Here is a 19,355-nt window from a genome sequence, read left to right on the forward strand (position 1 = left end):
AGAGCATTCTGTTAAAAAGAAACATAAAATGATCAGATAAAGTCCGAGCTGAATTGTCTGAAAATAAAAGAAATAAACTGATATCAAAAAAAGAAGAAAAAGTGCCAACGATTACTTGACACATACTGTGCACTAAAGTATATAAAATGAGAGAGCATGAAATTGTAGAACAGGATGGTGTAGCGTATTGAGAGGAAAAACGCTGAGACAGGGAAATGCCAATGGAAGTATCCTTGTGGATACGGAAATATTTCTGGAGGATATGTGTCAGCTGGTTAAGGAGGGCCGGAAAGTTGTGATTCCGGTTTCGGGAAGCAGTATGACTCCTTTCCTGATCAGTGAAAGAGACTGTATTTCGCTCAGGAAGCCACTTCCAAAAGATCTGAAGAAAGGAAAGATCGCATTATTCAGAAGAACTTCCGGACAATTTGTTCTGCACAGGATTTGTTCTGTTAAGAATGGAGAGTATTATTTTGCAGGCGATGCACAGTATGAAACAGAGGGACCGATCAGAAGAGATCAGATAGAAGCTGTCGAAGACAAAGTTATGAGAAAAGGGAAATGGATTACAGGATTTTCTCCCGAAGCTTTGTTTTTCAGATATATCTGGATTCGGATCATATTTGCCAGAAAATATGTTGTTAAGGCATATCGAGGAATAAAAAAATTGTGAGGTAGATAAGCGTGCAAATGGAATCAAGACAGGTACCGCAAAAGTCGATTCAGACTTTTTTCAGTATTTTAAAGGATTACATAAATCAACAGGAAATGGACACATTCGCCACACCTATGACGGAGGAGCTGCTTGACGATCTATGTTATCTTGGGGCGATACACAGTGTGGCTCCTGTGTTATATTACATGTTTCGGAAGAGAGAAAAAGAGCTGGTGGACTTATGGCCGGAACAGATGAACTGGTTGAGACAGCAGTATATCTTTGCGGTGACAAGATCGATCAATCAGGAAATTGGAAAAAAGGAAATTCAGGAAGCGTTTCGGTCACAGGGGATACCGGTTATATTTTTTAAAGGGATCCAAATCCGTTCTTACTATCCTGTTCCGGAAACACGAACGATGGGAGATCTGGATTGTCTGATCCGCGAGGAAGACCGCAGCAGGGCACATGAGATTATGACTGACCTGGGATATTCCTGCAGTGCCGACCAGGGCAATGTCTGGGTGTACAGTAAAGGCATGGTTGTGATTGAGATGCACAGCCGGATTGCCGGGAACAATATTTCCAATGGCGTTGATTATATGCAGTTTTTTTCAGATGCAATGAACCGGACTATAGAAGAGGATGAGGAACTGTGCCTGAAAAAAGAATATCATTTTTGCTTTCTGATTTATCATATTGCGAAACATTTAAGTTCAACAGGAGCAGGTGTGCGTATGTTTATGGATCTTGTTATCTTCTTAAAACACTACGGTATGGCATTTGATAAAGAAGAGGAGGAAAGATTATTAAAGGAGGCTTCGTTGGATAAGGTGGCTGTTACTATAGGAAATTTGTGTAACAGATGGTTTGGTTTCTGGTGGGGCATAGAAGAGATGCCGGAAGAAGTCTTGAATGAACTGGAAGAGTATGTTGTTGCTGGGGGTACGTTTGGATTTGCAACTCATAATATAGGAGATGTTTATAGACGAAAATCCTATGAAAAGCCGGGAACAGGAAGAGACACGGAACAGAAAAGAACAATAAAAATGTTTTGGCATTATCTTTTTCCGGGCAAAGAGTATATGTCCATGTTTATTCCCGGGGTCAAAAAGCAAACATGGCTTCTCCCGGCAGCATGGGTGAAAAGGGGATGGATCGGTCTGTTCCGGAGAAGACAACATACATTTTCCACGATCAGATCTATGACGAAAAACGATGGAAACCGCAGTTACAGGGAATATCAGATGTTAAAGAAAATCGGCCTTTGAGAGATGTCTGGATGTAAGAGGAAAGTGATATGGGAGTAAAGAGAGTATCCGAGCTGACAGCAGGAATCCTGATAGTTATATTTTTGATTCTGGCGATATTTTCTCATCGCCAGAAGTTGACGGATCATGATGAAATTCAGGTGTGCAGTGAAGGATGGACATACAGTTTTGAAGAGAAAAGTGGAGAAATTATTCCACCTGAAGGACTTGATGTACCGAAAAATACAGAAGTGGTGTTAAGTAATACTCTTCCATCGGATGTAAAAGATGGAATGGGCATTGTCTTTCGCAGCAGGATGCAGCGGGTAAAAGTATATATCGGGGAAGAGATTGTTTATCAGTATCCGTCTCATAAGATGATCGGGAATGCGATACCGAGTGTCTGGAATTTTGTGCGTTTATCAGAATCACATGCAGGTCAGCAGATACGAATTAGTCTTGAATCCCCATATGGGAGATTTTCCGGGAAAATTGGTAGTATACGTTATGGCAGTTATGATGGACTGGTGAATTATGTGATGTCTGTACAGGCGATAGTGTTTGGCATTAGCCTTCTTGTGGGAATTGTCGGTCTGCTTTTGATACTGATTTTTATAATAAGCAAAAAGCATGAAATTTGTGGCTGGCAGTGCAGTCTGGGAATTTTGCTCGTTGATCTTTGCATTTGGTTATGTGGTGAATCCAGAATGCCGGCAGTTTTTATAGGGATAGAAGCGTGGCATTACTTTACATTTGTATCGCTTTTGTTTTGTCCGGTTTTTCTTACGGCATATTTATATGCGAGATGGAAAGAAATTTCAGGAAAGATAACGAAGGTGTTATTTTATATTTCTTTTAGTATCGGGAGTATATGCCTGTGTTCTGCATTGACAGGTGGCCCTGATCTGGTAGAATGTCTACCGGTGACTCATACGATGGTGGGAATTACACTTGTTTATACGGTCGTTATTTACTGTCTTGCAGCAAGAAAAACGAGGAAAGGAATGGGGTCAGAGCTGGTCTGTATTTTGTTGATTTTATGCGCCGGAGTATGGGAAACCGTGTATTTCTATCAGACGAATCAACTGGTGGCTATCTGGATGAGAATGACGCTCCTGATCTATGCTTTAAATTTGCTGCGTATCAGTGTTTTGATGGTTTATCAGAAAATAAAAGAAAATCAGAAGCTTAAACTAAGATTAAAAAAGGGAAAAGCAGAATTGATGACCAGTCAGATTAAACCTCATTTTATATATAATACATTAAATTCAATCCAGGCATTGATCATAATTGATCCGGAAAAAGCAAGGAAGATGGTCTATGATTTTTCCACCTATCTACGTTTGAATCTGGATAATATCGGAGAAAGAGAACTGATTCCTTTTTCAGAAGAGTTAAAACATATCAGGGCATATTTAAATATAGAAAAGATTCGCTTTGAAGAACGGCTCGATGTTGTGATGGATATCCGGGTGAAGAGTTTTATGGTTCCTCCTCTTTCGATTCAGCCAATAGTGGAAAATGCAGTAAAACATGGCCTGTGTAAAAAAATTAATGGTGGGGTCGTTTTGATCAGAAGTTATGAAGATAAGGATTCATATATTGTGGAAGTGGAAGATAATGGGACGGGATTTGACTCATCTCTTCTGGGGATAAGGAATGAAACACAACGTCTGGATGATACTACTTCTCATGTAGGTCTGTCCAATATTCGGTTCCGTATAAAAGAAATTACTGGAGGAACGCTTGAGGTGTCAAGTTGCCCGGGTAAAGGAACAAAAGTAAAAGTGGTCTTTTTGAAAAATAAAATTTAGGATTATTTATAATACATAGGGTAAGACTGGTGTCTTTCCCTTTTTTTGAATGGATATATGCTTAATACACAAAAATATTGAATGAAATAAGAAATAGTTGTATAATTATACCAATAGAACATATCGGTAATGGGGAAAAGAATATTTTTAATATGGATCAACAGGGAGTGGGACAAATGAGAGTGATAATTGTGGATGATGAAAAACTTGCGTTGAGGCAGTTTCAGTTTGAGATAGAAGGGATTCCATGGGTAGAGTTATCAGGAGCATTCTTAAATCCGGTTCAGGCACTGGAATTTATTGAAAACCATTCTGTAGAAGCTGCATTTTTGGATATTGAAATGCCGGAGATGAACGGGCTGGAGCTGGCGGAGAAGCTGAGAGAACTATCACCAGGGCTGGTAATTATTTTTATTACAGGTTATGAGCAATATACGTTGGATGCATTGAAGATCAAAGCAGATTATTATCTGACGAAACCATATGATAATGAGGATATTAAAGAAGTGCTTGAAAGAGCCAGACTTCTTAGTGCTCGTCAGAAAAAAAGAGTGTATATCAGAACTTTTCCGAGATTCGAGGTATTTGTTGCTGACAGTACAGTCTATTTTCCGAACTCAAAAGCAAAAGAACTGCTTGCCCTGTGTGTGGATCATCGAGGAGGCACTGTCACGATTGAAGAAGCGGTAGATAAGTTGTGGGAAGGACGTGAATACGACAATCGTGTCAAAAATTTATATCGGAAAGCTGTAATGCAGATCAGACAGGTGCTGTCAGAACAAGGTGTAGAGGATATTTTTTACGGGAACAGGGGGAGTTGCAGGATTGATATTATAAAAATAGATTGCGATTATTATGTATTATTGAAGGGAAATCCCGAAGCATATAAAAAATGGAAACTTGAAAGAAAGTATCTGGAGGAATATTCCTGGGCAGAAGAAACCAGTGCCATGCTGGAATTGTCAGAAAGAGAAGGGACATTATAAACACTGTTGCGGAAAGTAACACTTTGGTAACACATTTTGCGTTATAATATATTCCAAAAATATGATTTTTAGCAATTTGAGAAAAATTAAAGTGAAAGATGAAGTGTTGCAATACGGCACGAATTGCGTAAAAACGAAATCATATTATGACGAAAACACCAGTTGTTAGGGGAGATAAAATGGAATATATGACAGTACGGGAAGCGGCGGAAAAGTGGAAGATATCTGGACGTTTGGTGCAGAAATATTGTTCTGAAGGAAGAATTGACGGAGCAGATAAATTTGGGCGTTCATGGAGGATTCCTGAAAATGCAATAAAGCCAGAGCCTATCCGTAGGAAAAAAGAGTCCTCTATGTCAAAAAGAGAACAAGAAAAACAGATACTTTTTTCGGATCTCATGCCTTTAATGAATACAGCATTTGAACCGGGCAGTTGTAAAACATATATCAAAAATATGGAAGACGGACCGAGAAAAGAGATCGCTCTTGCAGAGTACTATTATTTCAGCGGTAAATCGGAGAAAGCAGTAAAGAAGGCAGAATTATTTCTCGACAGCCAAGAGCTGGATCTGAAACTTTCGGCTTGTTTTATCTGTGCTTATGCAAACCTTACGATAGGTCAAATTCACAGAGCAAGGCATTCTTTGGTAGAAATGAAAAATACGCTTGCTTCAGTGAATAAGGATATGCCGGCTATTTATCATGCCGGGGAAGCATTTGTTGCGTTCGCGGCAGTGGTACTTCTGCATCTTCCGATGCCGGAAGAAATTCCACCGATTCAGGAGTTTTTAGCAATATTACCGCCGGGATTACAGATATTTGCGCTGTATGTTCAGGCACATTATATTTATTTAAAAGGAGAATATGAAAAAAGTATTGGGATCATAGAAACTGCGTTTGCAATTCAGCAAAAGATTTATCCGATTCCTACTATTTATTTACATATGGTAGCGGTGATGGATTATATGAGTCTGAAACAGCCGGAAAAAGCACGTAAACATCTTCTTGAAGCCTGGGAACTTGCAAGGAAGGATGATCTCATCGAAGCTTTTGGTGAGCATCATGGATTATTGGGCGGGATGTTGGAGGCTGTGATCAAACCGAACTGGCCGAAAGATTTTAAAAGGATTATTGATATTACTTACCGTTTCGCAGAAGGATGGAGAAAAGTTCATAATCCGATTACCGGACATGAGGTAGCAGACAATCTGACAACAACAGAGTTCACAACCGCCATGCTTGCAGCCAGGGGATGGACAAACCAGGAGATCGCAAACCATATGAATATTTCTGTGAATACAGTAAAACAGTACATATCGACGGCGCTTCAGAAGCTTCATATTGAGCATCGGAAAGACTTGAAAAAGTATATGCTGCAGTAATAATATTTTCCGAGAACCACCCATTTTTCATGAGAGATGGGTGGTTCTTTGACAATCATTTTGTGATAGTATTAAAAGATAAATGTAAAAAAATTTACAGAAAGAAACATTAATCAAATATTTGGAAGGAAAAAACGGCATGAGAATTATCAGGACGATTTTAGTGATATGCAGTATCGTGGCATTTGGGGCTTTTATCATCTCCGAAGTGATTCAGTTGGGAAGTAGAGACACGACGAAGCCGCAGATTACAGCGGAAACAGATACGATCGAGGTGACAAGTGAGTATACAAGAGAAGAGCTGATGGAAGGAATCCGTGCATGGGACGAAAAAGAAGGCGACCTGACTGCTCAGGTAGTGTTCAGTTCTCCGTCGCGGTTTATTGAAAAAGGAGTTTGTAATGTGACTTATGCGGTGTTTGATTCTTCAGGCCAGTCGGCCTCTCTTACAAGAAAGATAAAGTTTGCGGACTATCATTCCCCACAGTTTACATTATCACAACCGCTCGTTTTTGTAGAAGGAGAGGGAAGCAGTCAGGAAGTAATGAGCCGTCTCGGAGCACAGGATGTACTGGATGGAAGTCGGAAAGACTGGATAGTACAGAAAGAATCAGATGTGAATTACCAGTTCCCAGGTACGTATTCTATTACTTTTGAAGTGGAAAATAGTTATGGAGATTCTGTATCGGAGTCACTTCCGGTACATGTGGTTTCTGCGGACAGCCAGCAGATGAGTATCACCTTAAGTACGGGAATCGTTTACATCACAGCGGGGCAGGAAATAGATCCGAAAACATATATCACCGGAGTTACAGGGGCAGGCGGAGAGAATATTGATACGGACAAAGTTTCCATCAGTTCCGGGGTTAATCCGAATGTTCCGGGGTGTTATGAAGTCCATTATCAGGTGAAGGATGATCAGGGATCTCAGGGAGAGACCTGGCTGACTGTGATCGTGGAAGATGGAGGGGAAGATTAGATGAACAGAGAGAGATTTAGTCTGAATGAAATCAGTGTCAGAGGCTTGTGTACTGATCTTCTGAGAAATTTATGGATGATTCTTCTGGCGGCGGCAGCCATGTGGTGTGTGGCTACCGCATGGCACAATCTGACTTTTGAGCCTGAGTATACGTCTTCGGCAACTTTGGTAGTCGGAGTCAAAGGACAGTCCAATGCCTATTCTTCTCTTGGAGTTGCCTCCCAGATGGCAGATGTGTACGGGCAGGTTTTTCAAAGTGAAGCACTGAGGGAAAAGATTCGTGAAGATGTCGGGGAGGATGTTAATGGGACGATCACCTGTTCTTTGATTGAAGAAACCAATCTGCTTGTGCTTCATGCCACCAGTCCGGAACCGAGGCAGGCGTATGTCTATCTTTACTCTGCCCTGGAAAATTATGAGGAGGTATCGGGACAGGTTTTTTCCAATGCAGATTTGAAGATGGTACAGGAGCCAAATATTCCGTATACGCCATCTAACACATCATGGATGCTGAAAAACAGATACCTGCTTATGGTGCTTGCAGCGGCAGGTATGGCAGCAGTGATCGCATTCTATTATGTTATGCGATTTACGGTAAAGAATGTAAAAAGTGCAGAATCGCAGCTGGATGGGAAGATTATGGGCGTGATTCCCTATGAAAGAAAAGAGATGGATCTGCGTGGGCGTAAAGAGTCAAAACAGGCGCTGATCCTTTCATCTCCATCTGTCAGTATGGATTATGCAGAAGCTGGAAGAAGGACAGAGGCAAGGATTGAATATCACATGCGGAAGAACAGTCAAAAAGTCCTGCTCGTGACCAGTGTCGGTGAAAATGAAGGAAAGTCTACTGTAGCAGCAAATTTGGCATTGTCCATGTCAGAAAAGCATAAAAAGGTTCTGCTGGTGGATGGAGACTTGAGGAAGCCGGCTCAGCATAAGATTTTTGAAATTAAGGATGAAAGTCGTATCTCCCTCGAAAAGGTGTTAAAAGAAGAAAATGGCTGGAGAGAAGCTGTATATCCAGGTAAAGCGCGAGGTGTCCGGGAATTGTTCCAGTTTTCAGCGGCAAAGCATCCGGAACAGTGTCTGAAAGAAGAGCGTTTGGAAGTGCTTTTGCATGAATGGAAACAGGAGTTTGATTATATTATTATCGACTGTTCTCCTGTCATGGTATCAGCGGATACGGAAGTCTGGATGTCTGTTGTAGATACAGTGCTTCTCGTAGTACGTGAAGACTGGGCGGATGTCCGTCTTATTAATGATACCGTAGATATTGTACGTCAGACAGGAAGCGACTTTGCAGGATTTATTCTGAACGCCTTTCACCGGGAGTGGTCGGGGCAGGTTGGAACAGGGCGATACGGCAGCTATGGTGCATATGGAGAAACCGGAAGAAAAGAAAGAGGATAAATATTCATGGATGACCAGAGAAAAATGAAGGAAGGATATAATCAGAGAGAAGAGATTGATCTGTATCAGCTGATCGCTGACACATGGAAGAACCTGCGGCGTCTGTGGTGGATGGTGATTTTACTTGTGCTGATCGGCGCAGCAGGTGTCTTTGGATTTCAGCATATTCTGCAGACTCCGATGTATGAGAGTAGTGCTACATTCACTGTGGCTACCGGAAGCAGTGGTAGCAGAAGTTACAGTTTTTATTATGACAACAGCACGGCTGATCAGATGTCAAAAACATTTCCTTATATTCTGGAAAGCAGTTATTTCTGCAGTGTCCTGACAGAAAAGCTGGAGAGCAGTTCTATCAACGGGACGATTACGGCGGAAACAATTTCTAATTCAAATGTTGTCACAATGAAAGTGCAAAGCCCGGATCCACAGGATGCGTATGATATTCTGACGGCGGCGATTGAAGTTTATCCGGAGACGGCATATTTCGTGTTGGGCAATATCAGCTTCGAAATGTTGACGGAAGCATCGATTCCTTCAGAACCATGCAACCAGTATGGAAAGGTAAAAAGCTTATTGATGGGGGCATGCGGAGGCCTTTTCATTGCAGTAACAATCTGTGGTCTGTTGGCATTATTTATAAAAAACGTACGTAGCACAGAAGAGATGAAAAAGATCACCAGTGTCCGGTGTATGGCACATCTTCCCAAAGTGAGATTTAAAGCCCGGAGTAAAACCGGAGATACAAGGGTTTTCATTTCAAATAAGGGACTTTCAGGTGAATACAATGAAAGCATCCGGGTACTTTTATCGAGGGTTCTTAATTCCATGAATCGCAATCATGGAAAAGTGCTTCTTATTACAAGCACTATTGCAGGGGAAGGAAAATCAGTCACGGCAGCCAATCTTGCTTATAAACTCGGAAAAGATGGAAATAAGGTTCTGCTGGTGGATGGAGATCTCAGAAAACAAAGCGACGGAGAATTGTTGGGGGTAAAAGGGACATTTGGACTTTCAGATGTCAGAAACACGAAAAGCGAGTCGGAAGCGTTGGAAGCCTTTGAAAGGTACGGTACAAAACTGGAAGGAGCAGATGTGTGGATTCTTGAAAATGAAAAGAAGACTGATCAGCCGGCACCTGTTTTGAGCAGTAAAAGAGCCAGAAGATTTTTGGATACAATGAGAAACAGGATGGATTATATCATTATCGACAGTCCTCCGTGTACATTGTTTCAGGATGCTTCGATTCTGGCAGAATACGCAGATGAGATTCTCTATGTTGTGAAATATGACAAGCTTCCTTCCTGGAAAATACGGGATGGACTAAAATCCATAGGAAACCAGAAAGCAGTCGTTTCTGGATATATATTGAATGAATGTCCGGAGATGAGAGGTGGATATGGATACGGACGTTATGGTTATGGTAAGTATAGCTATGGAAAATACGGGTACGGAAAATATGGATATGGACATAGAGGATACGGAGTAGGAAAAGAAAAAGAAGAGGATCAGGAATGATTGATATACATACACATATTATGCCTGGTGTAGATGATGGCGCCGGTACATTGGAAGATGCCCTGCGACTGATCAGACAGGCAGTCGAAGGGGGAACAAGAGAAATCATACTGACGCCGCACTGCGCGCCGTCGTATGGTTTCTTTAATTTTAACGATTATCTGCTGGAAGAGAAGTTTGATATGCTTTGTTATGCGGTGGAGAAAGAGCGGATACCGGTCGTTCTCCATCCGGGGATGGAAGTTTTATATGAGAGTAAAAGAGAGTTTCTGATTCACATAGATGAGTATTTTCCTCTTTGTGGAGGCAGATATTTTCTGATGGAATTCTTCTTTGATGCGTCAGGAGAAAATCTTCTCGAAGGGATTCAGACAGTGAAGGAGCAGGGGTACATCCCGGTGATTGCCCATCCGGAACGTTACGAATGTGTGAAAAAGGACTGGGAATTAGCATTGGAGGGATGTAAGAAAGGTGCGAAATTCCAGATAAATAAAAGCAGTCTGTCGGGAACGCATGGGGAGAAAGCAGCCCGATGTGCAACCTGTCTTCTGGACATGGATCTGGTGGACTTTATTGCCAGCGATGCCCATCATGTATGGGAAAGAGGAAGCGGACTAGGAAGAGTTTGTCGATTTATAGAGAAAGAATATGGAACGGAACGGGCGAAGAAGTTGTTTGTGACGAATCCGAGAAAAGTGGTGGGGAGAAGAAAATAGAGTAAATAAGTCAAGATAAATATAAAAATGTGTCGAAATTATCAACAAAATATGTTAAAATAAACAGGGTTAATCAAGGGTAAGGAGCAAAGAAGAGAAGTCTTCTTTTGTTTTCTTACCCTTTTTTTGAAATGAGGGCGGAAAATGATTAAACGGTTGTACAATATATTGCTTACATTGGATGCTACATTGTTAATGCTTGTAGTATTTTTTGCAAATATAGAAAGTCATCTGGTTTTTGGCATTAATAAATGGTGCGTTGTTTTATGTTTATGTGTGATTATTTTGATACTGACAAGATTTAGTATATTTGTGTGTCGATATTTATCGGATGACAGTATTGAAAATGGTGTAATAGAAATTGAATCGGCAAATAATACATTTCTGCCGGTTTATCTCGGATATTTTTTTGTTGCACTAGGAATTTCTGACTACTGTACGATGTTGTTTGTTTATGGGATTGTGTTTATATTTACCTATTTATCAAGAGCAATGTATTTTAATCCTATATTTCTTTTATTTGGCTTTCAGTTTTATTACGTGGTCAACGTAAATGGTATAAAATGTTTCGTTATTTCAAAACAAACGTTGCGTGACACAGAGAGTATTTATTTTAGTTCATTAAAACGAATTAATACAACGACTTATATTGATATGGAGGAACGATAGGTGAATCACACGATAGTGAAGATAAAAACAAGAGAACGAGATAATAAATATCGTAAATTATTTTCGAACCAAAAGTTATATGAGTTACCGGAAGACCTGGAAAATACAGTAGAATTTATTCCAGATCACAACCTTGATGAAGAGTGCTGGTTTTGCGTCAACAGATTTTCCAGCCAGGATTATTGTATTCCACTTTTAAAAAGAGAATTTTCGTCGACTTCCTATGAGTTACTGGAAAAAAGCAAATTTTCTGATATTGAGTACTTATGCTATATTGAAGAAAATGTTTTCTTCTTACAAAAGGTTTCGCCAACAAATCTGGTGAAGAAGAAGAAAATTATATTAAGTGAAACAGCTACATTTAAGCAGGAGTGTCAGGAAATAGTAATTCATAAAATCCCGGATGCAATATATATACAAGAAAGCGATAAATTGTGTTTTAAAAATTTGAGTAGTATTTGTTCTATTTTTAAAGGAATTGATATGCTGTATCGGGAAGCTACGGAAGAAGAAACATGCAATTTCCTGGATAATGACTTTATTGAACTGGATAATTTCTCTGCCGAAAATGTAAAAAAAGCGAATCGTAAAAGAATTGCGATGGCTACTGAACTTATGAAACATATGAAAAGAAAAAAGAAGAAAATTATCATGGATTCTATAAAGGATTATTGCCCGCAATTAGTATCTGCGGAAGGACGGTTCAGAATTTCTTCAGAGCGTGATCTGAAATTACTTTTATATGGCATAGATCAGAGATTCTACACAACGCCTGACGGGGAAGAAAAACGGATTGCGAATTCGATAATTCGGATGGCGTGAATCAGAACAAATGTAACATAGAAATGAAGGATAATTAGCAGTTATCCTTTATCTATTTCTTCTTTCTATAGACACGTCGTGCTATAATACGTGTGCCACAAATTATTTAATGAGGTACATTTTATGAAAAAAATAATTATGTTTTTTAAAAAGAATATGAAAGCAAAAAAAATGATTCTATACAGACTTTTAACCTATTTCCCAAACAGATATCAATATGCCCGGTTCGGAAAAGGTTCTTTAATATATTTTCCGATGTTGGTAAATAATAAAAAATGTATTTCAATCGGAGAAAATGTAACTTTCCGGGAGCGCCTGCGTATGGATGCAATAAAATGTATGAATGACCAGTACTTTACCCCTCGCATCATTATTGAAGATAATGTTCATGCAGAACAAGATTGTCAGATATTTGCTGCAAATCTTGTACATATCAAAAAGAATGTAACATTATCTTCCCATGTTTTTATAACTGATGCTGAGCATGAGTATCGTGGAGTAGAACATGAGAGTATATTAAAACAGAAATTGATCTTTGGGAAAACCATTATAGAAGAGGAAGCATTTATCGGAATAGGTGTGCGTATCATTAAAGCTGTACATATCGGAAAACATGCGGTTATCGGTGCGAATTCTGTTGTAACAAAAGATATTCCGGCGTACAGCGTAGCAGTTGGTAATCCGGCAAAAGTGATTCGTAAATATAGTCATAAAATGAAACAATGGGAAAACATAACGTCTGATGCCGAGGAGTATTATGAAATATCTGACAGAAGCTTTTGAAAATGAATTTGTAGAATATAGGAAAGAAAAAAAAATCTATTCTGGTATATTATTTGAAAAACTTGTCTTTATGTTGCTGGAAGAACTGTTTCCATCATTTTCGTGGCACGACACACCAATCACACACGATGGAAGCAAAGATTTTTATGCTCAATACGATGAAACATTATACTGGGCAGAATGTAAAAATTATAGTGATAAAATATCCCTTCAAACCATTGCTCCAACATTGGTTATGGCACAATTATGTAATGCTGATGAGATTTATTTTTTTTCTCAATCAGAAATAAAAGACAATGTAAAAAAGAAGCTTTGTTATTATGCCAATATTAATCAAAAAAAAATAAGATTTTATGATGATATTGCGCTGGAACAAATAATATTTGAACAAAAACGGGTTTATAATCATTTTTTTAAATCCTATCATTTTTCAAATGTAGATTTTTGTAAAGAGACAACCCCTGTAATTTTATATGATTACTTGAAAAATCCTTTTTTGAACAAAAAAAAAGATGAATCTTTTTTTTCTCCTACTAATCTTCCGGTGTTTAAAATAAATGAGATTTATATAAATTTTATATCTAATTTTTGATTATCCGTATAAACACTATACTTTCAAATATTTTGAAGTATAGAAAAGCACTCATTTTACCACGAATTTACCATAATTAAACGAGCCTTGATATGACTATAAATAACACTAAAAAGACCTCACACCTAAACGGTGTCTTTTTTAAAAGCAGTCAATCATAAGACCAACTGCTTTGTAAATATAGATATTAAATTGTTAAGCTGAGATTTTACTTAGATTTATCTTTCACTGGTTTGCTATTTTCATCATTTTCTCCTTCAAGCCATGCCATTATGCCAAAGTTACAAAATGGATAAATTATTACTTCTTTATAAACTTCTTGCTCACAACGAGGGCAGATGACATATTCTTCACCTTTTACATTTTTTAATTACCGAAATGCCCTTTTTTATTTGCAAATTACATGTCTTATAGCTTACCATGTTTTTCGTATCTTGCGACTCTTGATATTTTGTTATCCTCATCTACAAATACTACTTTAGGTGGATTTTTCTTTACCTCTTCTGGAGTCATCTGTGCATAGCACATTATGATTATCTTATCACCTGTCTGAACACATCTTGCAGCAGCTCCATTGAGACATATCATTCCGCTGCCTCTTTCTCCTGCAATTGTGTATGTCTCAAATCTGTTCCCATTATTTATATCTACGATACTTACCTTTTCATACTCCAAAATTCCGGCACTGTCAAGTAAGTCTTCGTCTACAGTGATGCTTCCTACATAATCAAGTTCTGCTTGAACTACTGTAGCTCTGTGTATCTTCCCCTTTAACATTTCAAATGTCATATTTAACCCCCGTTTAACCTTCGTAAATAAAGTTGTCAATCAATCTGGTTTTGCCGATATAAACTGCCATGGCAACTAGTACTGGTGCTGTCATCTCCTTGACCGGTTTAACTGAAACAGCGTCTACAGCCTGAACATAATCTATTTTCGCCATAGGCTCAGTTTCAATAAGCTTAATCATTTCTGATACAATTTTATCTGTATCTTTTTCTCCTGCTTTTGCCATATCTTCTCCGAGCTTAACTGCTTTGCTTAAAATTAGTGCCGCCTTTCTCTCATCTTTGCTTAGATATGTATTTCTTGAACTCTTTGCAAGACCATCCTCTTCTCTAACTATAGGGCAGCCCACAATTTCGATATCAAAGTTCAAATCTCTAACCATTCTTTTTATAATCGCAAGCTGCTGTGCATCCTTTTGACCAAAGTAAGCTCTGTCGGGATTTACAATATTAAAAAGTTTAGATACTACTGTGCCTACACCCCTGAAATGTATTGGTCGTGATTTTCCACAAAGTTCCTCTGAAAGACTTTCTATGTTTACATATGTTGAAAAATCGTCAAAATACATATTTTCCGGCTCAGGATTAAATATTAAATTAGCACCTGCCTCCTCACATAGCATAGTATCCCTTTCCAAATCCCTCGGATAGCTTTCCAAATCTTCCCCTACTCCAAATTGAGTCGGATTTACAAAATCACTGACAACAACTCTATCGTTTTCTGAAACAGCCCTTGTAATTAAACTCTTATGTCCTTCGTGCAAAAATCCCATAGTAGGAACAAGACCTACTGTAAGACCTTCTTTCTTCCATTCTTTGACTATAACTCTCACTTCATCTACGGTTTTTACTATTTTCATCGTTCTATCTCCTAATATAACTTGTTAATTACATCTTCTGAAATTTTAAATGTGTGTTCAGGTGCTGGAAAGCTTCCCTGTTTAGTTTCTTCTATATATGCAGCAAAGGCTTCTTTCATTACATCTCCTACCTTTGCGAATTGTTTTACGAATTTAGGTGTAAAGTCAGAGACCATTCCAAGCATGTCCTGATAAACGAGAATCTGTCCATCGCAGCCAGATCCTGCACCTATTCCTATTGTAGGAATATTAATGCTTTCAGAAATAATTTCCGCTAATTTTGCAGGTACGCATTCCAAAACAATCGCAAATGCTCCTGCTTCTTCAACAGCTTTTGCCTCTTCAATGAGTTTCTTTGCTCCCTCTTCACTTTTTCCCTGAACTTTAAAGCCTCCAAAAACGTTCACTGACTGAGGTGTAAGTCCAATATGTGCCATAACAGGAATTGAAGCAGCTGTAATAGCTTTAATCTGTGGACAAACAGAGGCTCCACCTTCTAGCTTTACTGCTTGACATCTTCCTTCTTTCATAAGTCTTCCTGCGTTATACATGGCCTCTTCAACTGAAACTTGATATGACATAAACGGCATATCTCCAACTACTAAGGCATCTTTGGCACCTCTTGTAACTGCTCTTGTATGGTGAATCATATCTTCCATTGTTACCGGCAAAGTATTTTCGTATCCGAGCATAACCATGCCAAGAGAATCTCCAACGAGAATACCGTTAATACCTGACTGATCCATCAATTTAGCTGTCGAATAGTCATAGGCTGTCAGCATTGTAATCTTATCGCCCTTAACCTTCTGTTCTTTAAAAGTGGATACTGTGTTTTTCATTTTTAATTACCTCCGTCATCTTCAAATAGTCACTGTCTAAATGTTTTTCCTGTGCAATACTGAGAAGCTTTTCTGAAAGCAAAAGATATATCATCTCATATCCCACCTTTTCCTCAGACTCGTTTATCCATGCTGCCTTAATAGCTTCAATGTGTTTTGTGATAGTCGACAAATCATTTCGCTCAACAGGACCTGTGAGGGCAGCCGCAACCCCTTTTTCTGCCAATGTGTCGGCATTTCCAGTAAACAAAGGCACTAAGGCTTTCTTTGCATCTTTTTTATCAAAGCCGCATTTTACAAGCATTTCAGCCCCCACTTGAAAAAGTCCGTTTACGAGATTGCTTACAACTACTGCACCGCAGTGGTAAAGAGATTTATTTTCCGCTCCCATTGCGATTACCTTATTTCCTGCTCGCTCAAAGATACTCTTAATCTCATCTAGATTCTCTGCCGAACCCTCCACAGTAAAATAAGCCTTATTCAAGTGTTTCCATGATTCGCACTTATCACTTATTGCATATAGGGGATGTACCGAATAGATATTTGCACCGAGGTTTTCACCATCAAAAAAAACGGTTGATGAAATCGAACCGCTGCAATGACAAATATTTTTATTTTTAATATCCAGATTCTTCATATAATCCCATACTTTGCTTATCTGTCCATCAGGCACAGTAATAAACAGGGTATCACTGTCACTTAAGATATTCTCTATACTCTTATATAGTTTTGTGTTAGTAAAATCTGCTGCTGATTTAGCTGATTCCGGTGATTTGCTGAAGTAACCCGTAATCTCTACGCCGTTTTCCTTCAGGTATTTTCCAAGGGAAAATCCTACTTTCCCCGCTCCGATAAATCCTGCTCTCATATCGATCACTCCTTTCTGGGAAGTGACAATCATGAAAATCTGCATGGATGAGGTCTCGTTCAAACTGATATAATCCTCATGGTTTAAAAATAAAAAATATGTGGTATAGTTTCTGTTCGAATACTATCTACCCATTACTATAGCACCTATTTAAGTGATTGTACAGAGAAAAAAATAAGGCACCACTCTAACTAATTTATCATTAAAGTGATGCTAATATAAATCGTGTTATTTAGCTTTTCTGTATTTAATCATTTTCACAATCTGAATTATCAAAGTCGGGATAAAAATATAAAGCATGACAAAACACTTCTTCATTTTTCGCTTGATTACCCACCACAGAAAAGAAAGAACCCTGTAAAGAGCCTTACCACCATTGGTGGTGCTTTGCACTCTTGATTGGGCTTTTTGTTTGCTGTATCTTTCATGCAAGAGGAAAATTAAAGTCCTCTATTCCATTTCTCTTTTAGATAATCTTCATAGTCCGTTTCATTAAAATCTAATTGTGGCGAAGTGTTGGGAATGTTGTTTCTGTTGTCTATATCTGCAAGCTGACGGAATATCCAATCATCATAAGGGTCGTGATATTTATACTCTTTGGGCTGTTCTCTGTATCGGTCTAACCCTCGCATTTCCTTATGTACTTTCATCATGCGTTCCAATTTCTGACGCTGTATCAACTGCTTGATTTCCATAAGTTCTTCCAACTCTACTACCTCACTAGAAAGATAATTGCTAATGTATCTAATCAATGTAGTTTCCATGTAAAATCTACATTCTTTTTCGTCATTGAAAAATTCATTTTCAGACAAATAATCTAAGGAAACATTAAAATCCTGTTCTCGTTTGATAACGTCCATGATATATGGCTCGGTGTGGTCAATATATTTCCATTCCCCCGACAATAATTCATTCGGTGTTACTCCCAGCACGTCCATTATCTTTTCCAATGTATCAAAGGTAGGATAATTCACACCTCGTTCAATCTTGGAAAGGCTCTGCATATTGATACCGATTTTATTGGCAAGTTCCTGTTGTTTCATTCCCCTGTGTTTTCTTATGATTTGTATGTTTTCTCCTAAGAAACTGATTTTCTTTTCATAATACTCCATAACTTAGTATAACCGCTCCTTTCGTTGCTTTTATTGTCATTTATAAGCATATCATACTTAATATATATCGAAAAGTCAATCGAAACTTCTTGACAAGTAATTCTAGTGGCGTTATTATCTTATCAGACAGAGTGATTAAGCACGCTAGGGTCAATCACACACTTGAGTAAGCATATATAAGAGATGTTTTCACTTTGATAGCATGAATGAGCATGGACTATCAGACTAAAAATAGGGTTTCTGACTGGGGCTGTTTCGTTTAGCCACGAGCCTCTCAAGGCTCGTGAGCGTTAAGAACGGAACAGACACAGGAAGAAAGGGAACGCCTTTAGGCGCTCGTAAAGGGCGTATATGTAACACCGCCCTGCGTATACATGTCATAGTACCTAGAAACTGTGATAAATAAAGGAAAAACACGATTTTTACCCCGCAAAAAACGGGGCATACGAAAGGAGAAATGCACTATAACTACACACAAAAATTTATCCGTTAAGATTGATTACATCAGCATTGTATTTGAAACGGCAACCGCTGAAGATGTAATCATGCACATTTTAGGTTTACCGACTGACATTTTCAATGTTTATCCAGCAACGATAAAATTCAAGACTTATCAAGCACGCTGGCAGGTTGGAGATATTTATGTATCGGGAGACGCAAGAAAGACAGAGGATAACCCACAGGGGCTAGGCTGTTATCTTGTTATGACTGGCAGAGGTTGTGATGATATTTTCCGTATTCTCAACAATAGGAATTATACCTTTGGGGATATGTTCCGACGCTGTGAGCGAAGATACGGACTGGATAACTTCCATTTCACAAGACTTGATATTGCCATTGATGATAAAAACGAAAAACCATTCTTTACCATAGAGCAGATAAAGAAGAAATGCGAAAAAGAGGAATTTATCTCGAATAGTGAGGGCTACCACTTTGACGAAAGCAAGTTTGATGATTTCGACACCGCAAAGACTGTTTATATCGGTGCTGGTAAATCGGGATTGTCCTACCGTTTTTATGATAAAGATAAGGAAGTCTGTTCAAAGCATAATAAGACACTTGATGAAGTCGGCAGTTGGAAACGGACAGAAATGCAACTGCGTGATGATAAGGCTCATGCCTTTGCCATGACATTCAAGGACAGACCGCTGGAACTTGGCGAATTGGCTTTCGGGCTATTGGCAAACAATGATATTGTCAAGATTAGTTGACACATTTTTCTCAAGGATATCACTGACTATGCAGCCACCTCCAAAGCCTCATAGTACTGCCTGCGTTTTACCATGGGAGGAAGGCCGCCATTGGCAGAGCAGAT

18 protein-coding genes and 2 pseudogenes are annotated in these 19,355 nt (G+C 38.8%); 15 read left to right on the forward strand and 5 right to left on the reverse strand.

Annotated elements, in window-relative coordinates; all coding sequences use genetic code 11:
• The first annotated feature begins 187 nt into the window (after nucleotides 1-187).
• The 14 genes and pseudogenes from Selli1_RS16605 to Selli1_RS16670 all read left to right on the forward strand — a co-directional run bounded on the left by Selli1_RS16605 (nucleotide 188) and on the right by Selli1_RS16670 (nucleotide 13,573).
• The gene (locus Selli1_RS16605; RefSeq protein ID WP_281874081.1) at nucleotides 188-673 is read left to right on the forward strand and encodes a S24/S26 family peptidase; all 486 of its coding nucleotides are present in this window, start codon (nucleotides 188-190) and stop codon (nucleotides 671-673) included.
• A 17-nt stretch (nucleotides 674-690) separates the two neighbouring features.
• Nucleotides 691-1,926, forward strand: a complete 1,236-nt coding sequence (locus Selli1_RS16610) for a nucleotidyltransferase domain-containing protein (RefSeq protein WP_281874083.1) — start codon at nucleotides 691-693, stop codon at nucleotides 1,924-1,926.
• Between the two features lie 83 nt (nucleotides 1,927-2,009).
• The gene (locus tag Selli1_RS16615) at nucleotides 2,010-3,719 is read left to right on the forward strand and encodes a sensor histidine kinase (RefSeq protein ID WP_281874085.1); all 1,710 of its coding nucleotides are present in this window, start codon (nucleotides 2,010-2,012) and stop codon (nucleotides 3,717-3,719) included.
• 176 nt (nucleotides 3,720-3,895) lie between these two features.
• Nucleotides 3,896-4,705 carry a response regulator gene (locus Selli1_RS16620; RefSeq protein ID WP_281874088.1) on the forward strand — a complete coding sequence of 270 codons (810 nt, stop codon included), beginning with the start codon at nucleotides 3,896-3,898 and terminating at the stop codon, nucleotides 4,703-4,705.
• A gap of 188 nt (nucleotides 4,706-4,893) precedes the next feature.
• A pseudogene (locus tag Selli1_RS16625) lies at nucleotides 4,894-5,010 on the forward strand (helix-turn-helix domain-containing protein); the annotation flags it as partial.
• Between the two features lie 48 nt (nucleotides 5,011-5,058).
• Complete coding sequence (locus Selli1_RS16630) at nucleotides 5,059-6,087, forward strand: response regulator transcription factor (RefSeq protein WP_281874103.1); 1,029 nt, start codon at nucleotides 5,059-5,061, stop codon at nucleotides 6,085-6,087.
• A 139-nt stretch (nucleotides 6,088-6,226) separates the two neighbouring features.
• A complete protein-coding gene (locus Selli1_RS16635; protein WP_281874091.1) occupies nucleotides 6,227-7,066 on the forward strand; it encodes an immunoglobulin-like domain-containing protein in 840 nt (279 codons plus the stop codon).
• A complete protein-coding gene (locus Selli1_RS16640; protein ID WP_281874093.1) occupies nucleotides 7,067-8,476 on the forward strand; it encodes a polysaccharide biosynthesis tyrosine autokinase in 1,410 nt (469 codons plus the stop codon).
• 6 nt (nucleotides 8,477-8,482) lie between these two features.
• Entirely contained in the window at nucleotides 8,483-9,991 is a 1,509-nt protein-coding gene (locus tag Selli1_RS16645; RefSeq protein ID WP_281874095.1) for a tyrosine-protein kinase domain-containing protein, read from the forward strand.
• On the forward strand, nucleotides 9,988-10,707 hold the full coding sequence (locus Selli1_RS16650; RefSeq protein WP_281874097.1) for a tyrosine-protein phosphatase: 720 nt from the start codon (nucleotides 9,988-9,990) through the stop codon (nucleotides 10,705-10,707). The genes Selli1_RS16645 and Selli1_RS16650 overlap by 4 nt, the downstream gene beginning before the upstream one ends.
• Nucleotides 10,708-10,851: 144 nt before the next feature.
• Complete coding sequence (locus Selli1_RS16655; protein WP_281846009.1) at nucleotides 10,852-11,376, forward strand: KwaA family protein; 525 nt, start codon at nucleotides 10,852-10,854, stop codon at nucleotides 11,374-11,376.
• A complete protein-coding gene (locus tag Selli1_RS16660; RefSeq protein WP_281846008.1) occupies nucleotides 11,377-12,198 on the forward strand; it encodes a hypothetical protein in 822 nt (273 codons plus the stop codon).
• 123 nt (nucleotides 12,199-12,321) lie between these two features.
• Nucleotides 12,322-12,981: an acyltransferase gene (locus Selli1_RS16665; protein WP_281846042.1), complete on the forward strand. Its 660-nt coding sequence runs from the start codon at nucleotides 12,322-12,324 to the stop codon at nucleotides 12,979-12,981.
• On the forward strand, nucleotides 12,956-13,573 hold the full coding sequence (locus Selli1_RS16670) for a hypothetical protein (RefSeq protein ID WP_281874099.1): 618 nt from the start codon (nucleotides 12,956-12,958) through the stop codon (nucleotides 13,571-13,573). The genes Selli1_RS16665 and Selli1_RS16670 overlap by 26 nt, the downstream gene beginning before the upstream one ends.
• 408 nt (nucleotides 13,574-13,981) lie before the next feature.
• Here the strand turns inward: Selli1_RS16670 and panD are convergent, their stop codons facing one another.
• The 5 genes from panD to Selli1_RS16695 all read right to left on the reverse strand — a co-directional run bounded on the left by panD (nucleotide 13,982) and on the right by Selli1_RS16695 (nucleotide 18,040).
• On the reverse strand, nucleotides 13,982-14,362 hold the full coding sequence (panD, locus tag Selli1_RS16675) for an aspartate 1-decarboxylase (RefSeq protein ID WP_004847071.1): 381 nt from the start codon (nucleotides 14,360-14,362) through the stop codon (nucleotides 13,982-13,984).
• A gap of 13 nt (nucleotides 14,363-14,375) precedes the next feature.
• On the reverse strand, nucleotides 14,376-15,221 hold the full coding sequence (panC, locus tag Selli1_RS16680; RefSeq protein WP_004847070.1) for a pantoate--beta-alanine ligase: 846 nt from the start codon (nucleotides 15,219-15,221) through the stop codon (nucleotides 14,376-14,378).
• 11 nt (nucleotides 15,222-15,232) lie between these two features.
• A complete protein-coding gene (gene panB, locus Selli1_RS16685) occupies nucleotides 15,233-16,060 on the reverse strand; it encodes a 3-methyl-2-oxobutanoate hydroxymethyltransferase (RefSeq protein ID WP_004847068.1) in 828 nt (275 codons plus the stop codon).
• Nucleotides 16,035-16,928 (reverse strand): Rossmann-like and DUF2520 domain-containing protein, encoded by an 894-nt coding sequence (locus tag Selli1_RS16690; protein ID WP_009306604.1) that lies wholly within the window; start codon nucleotides 16,926-16,928, stop codon nucleotides 16,035-16,037. Before Selli1_RS16690 ends, panB begins: the two co-directional genes overlap by 26 nt.
• Nucleotides 16,929-17,368: 440 nt before the next feature.
• The gene (locus Selli1_RS16695; RefSeq protein WP_004847061.1) at nucleotides 17,369-18,040 is read right to left on the reverse strand and encodes a type II toxin-antitoxin system RelB family anti-toxin; all 672 of its coding nucleotides are present in this window, start codon (nucleotides 18,038-18,040) and stop codon (nucleotides 17,369-17,371) included.
• A gap of 494 nt (nucleotides 18,041-18,534) precedes the next feature.
• Here Selli1_RS16695 and Selli1_RS16700 point away from each other — a divergent pair.
• Nucleotides 18,535-19,230, forward strand: a pseudogene (locus Selli1_RS16700) (replication initiation factor domain-containing protein); the annotation flags it as partial.
• Nucleotides 19,231-19,355 lie beyond the last annotated feature (125 nt).

This window comes from Sellimonas catena, assembly GCF_027924685.1.
GTDB classification, from domain to species: Bacteria; Bacillota; Clostridia; order Lachnospirales; family Lachnospiraceae; genus Sellimonas; species Sellimonas catena.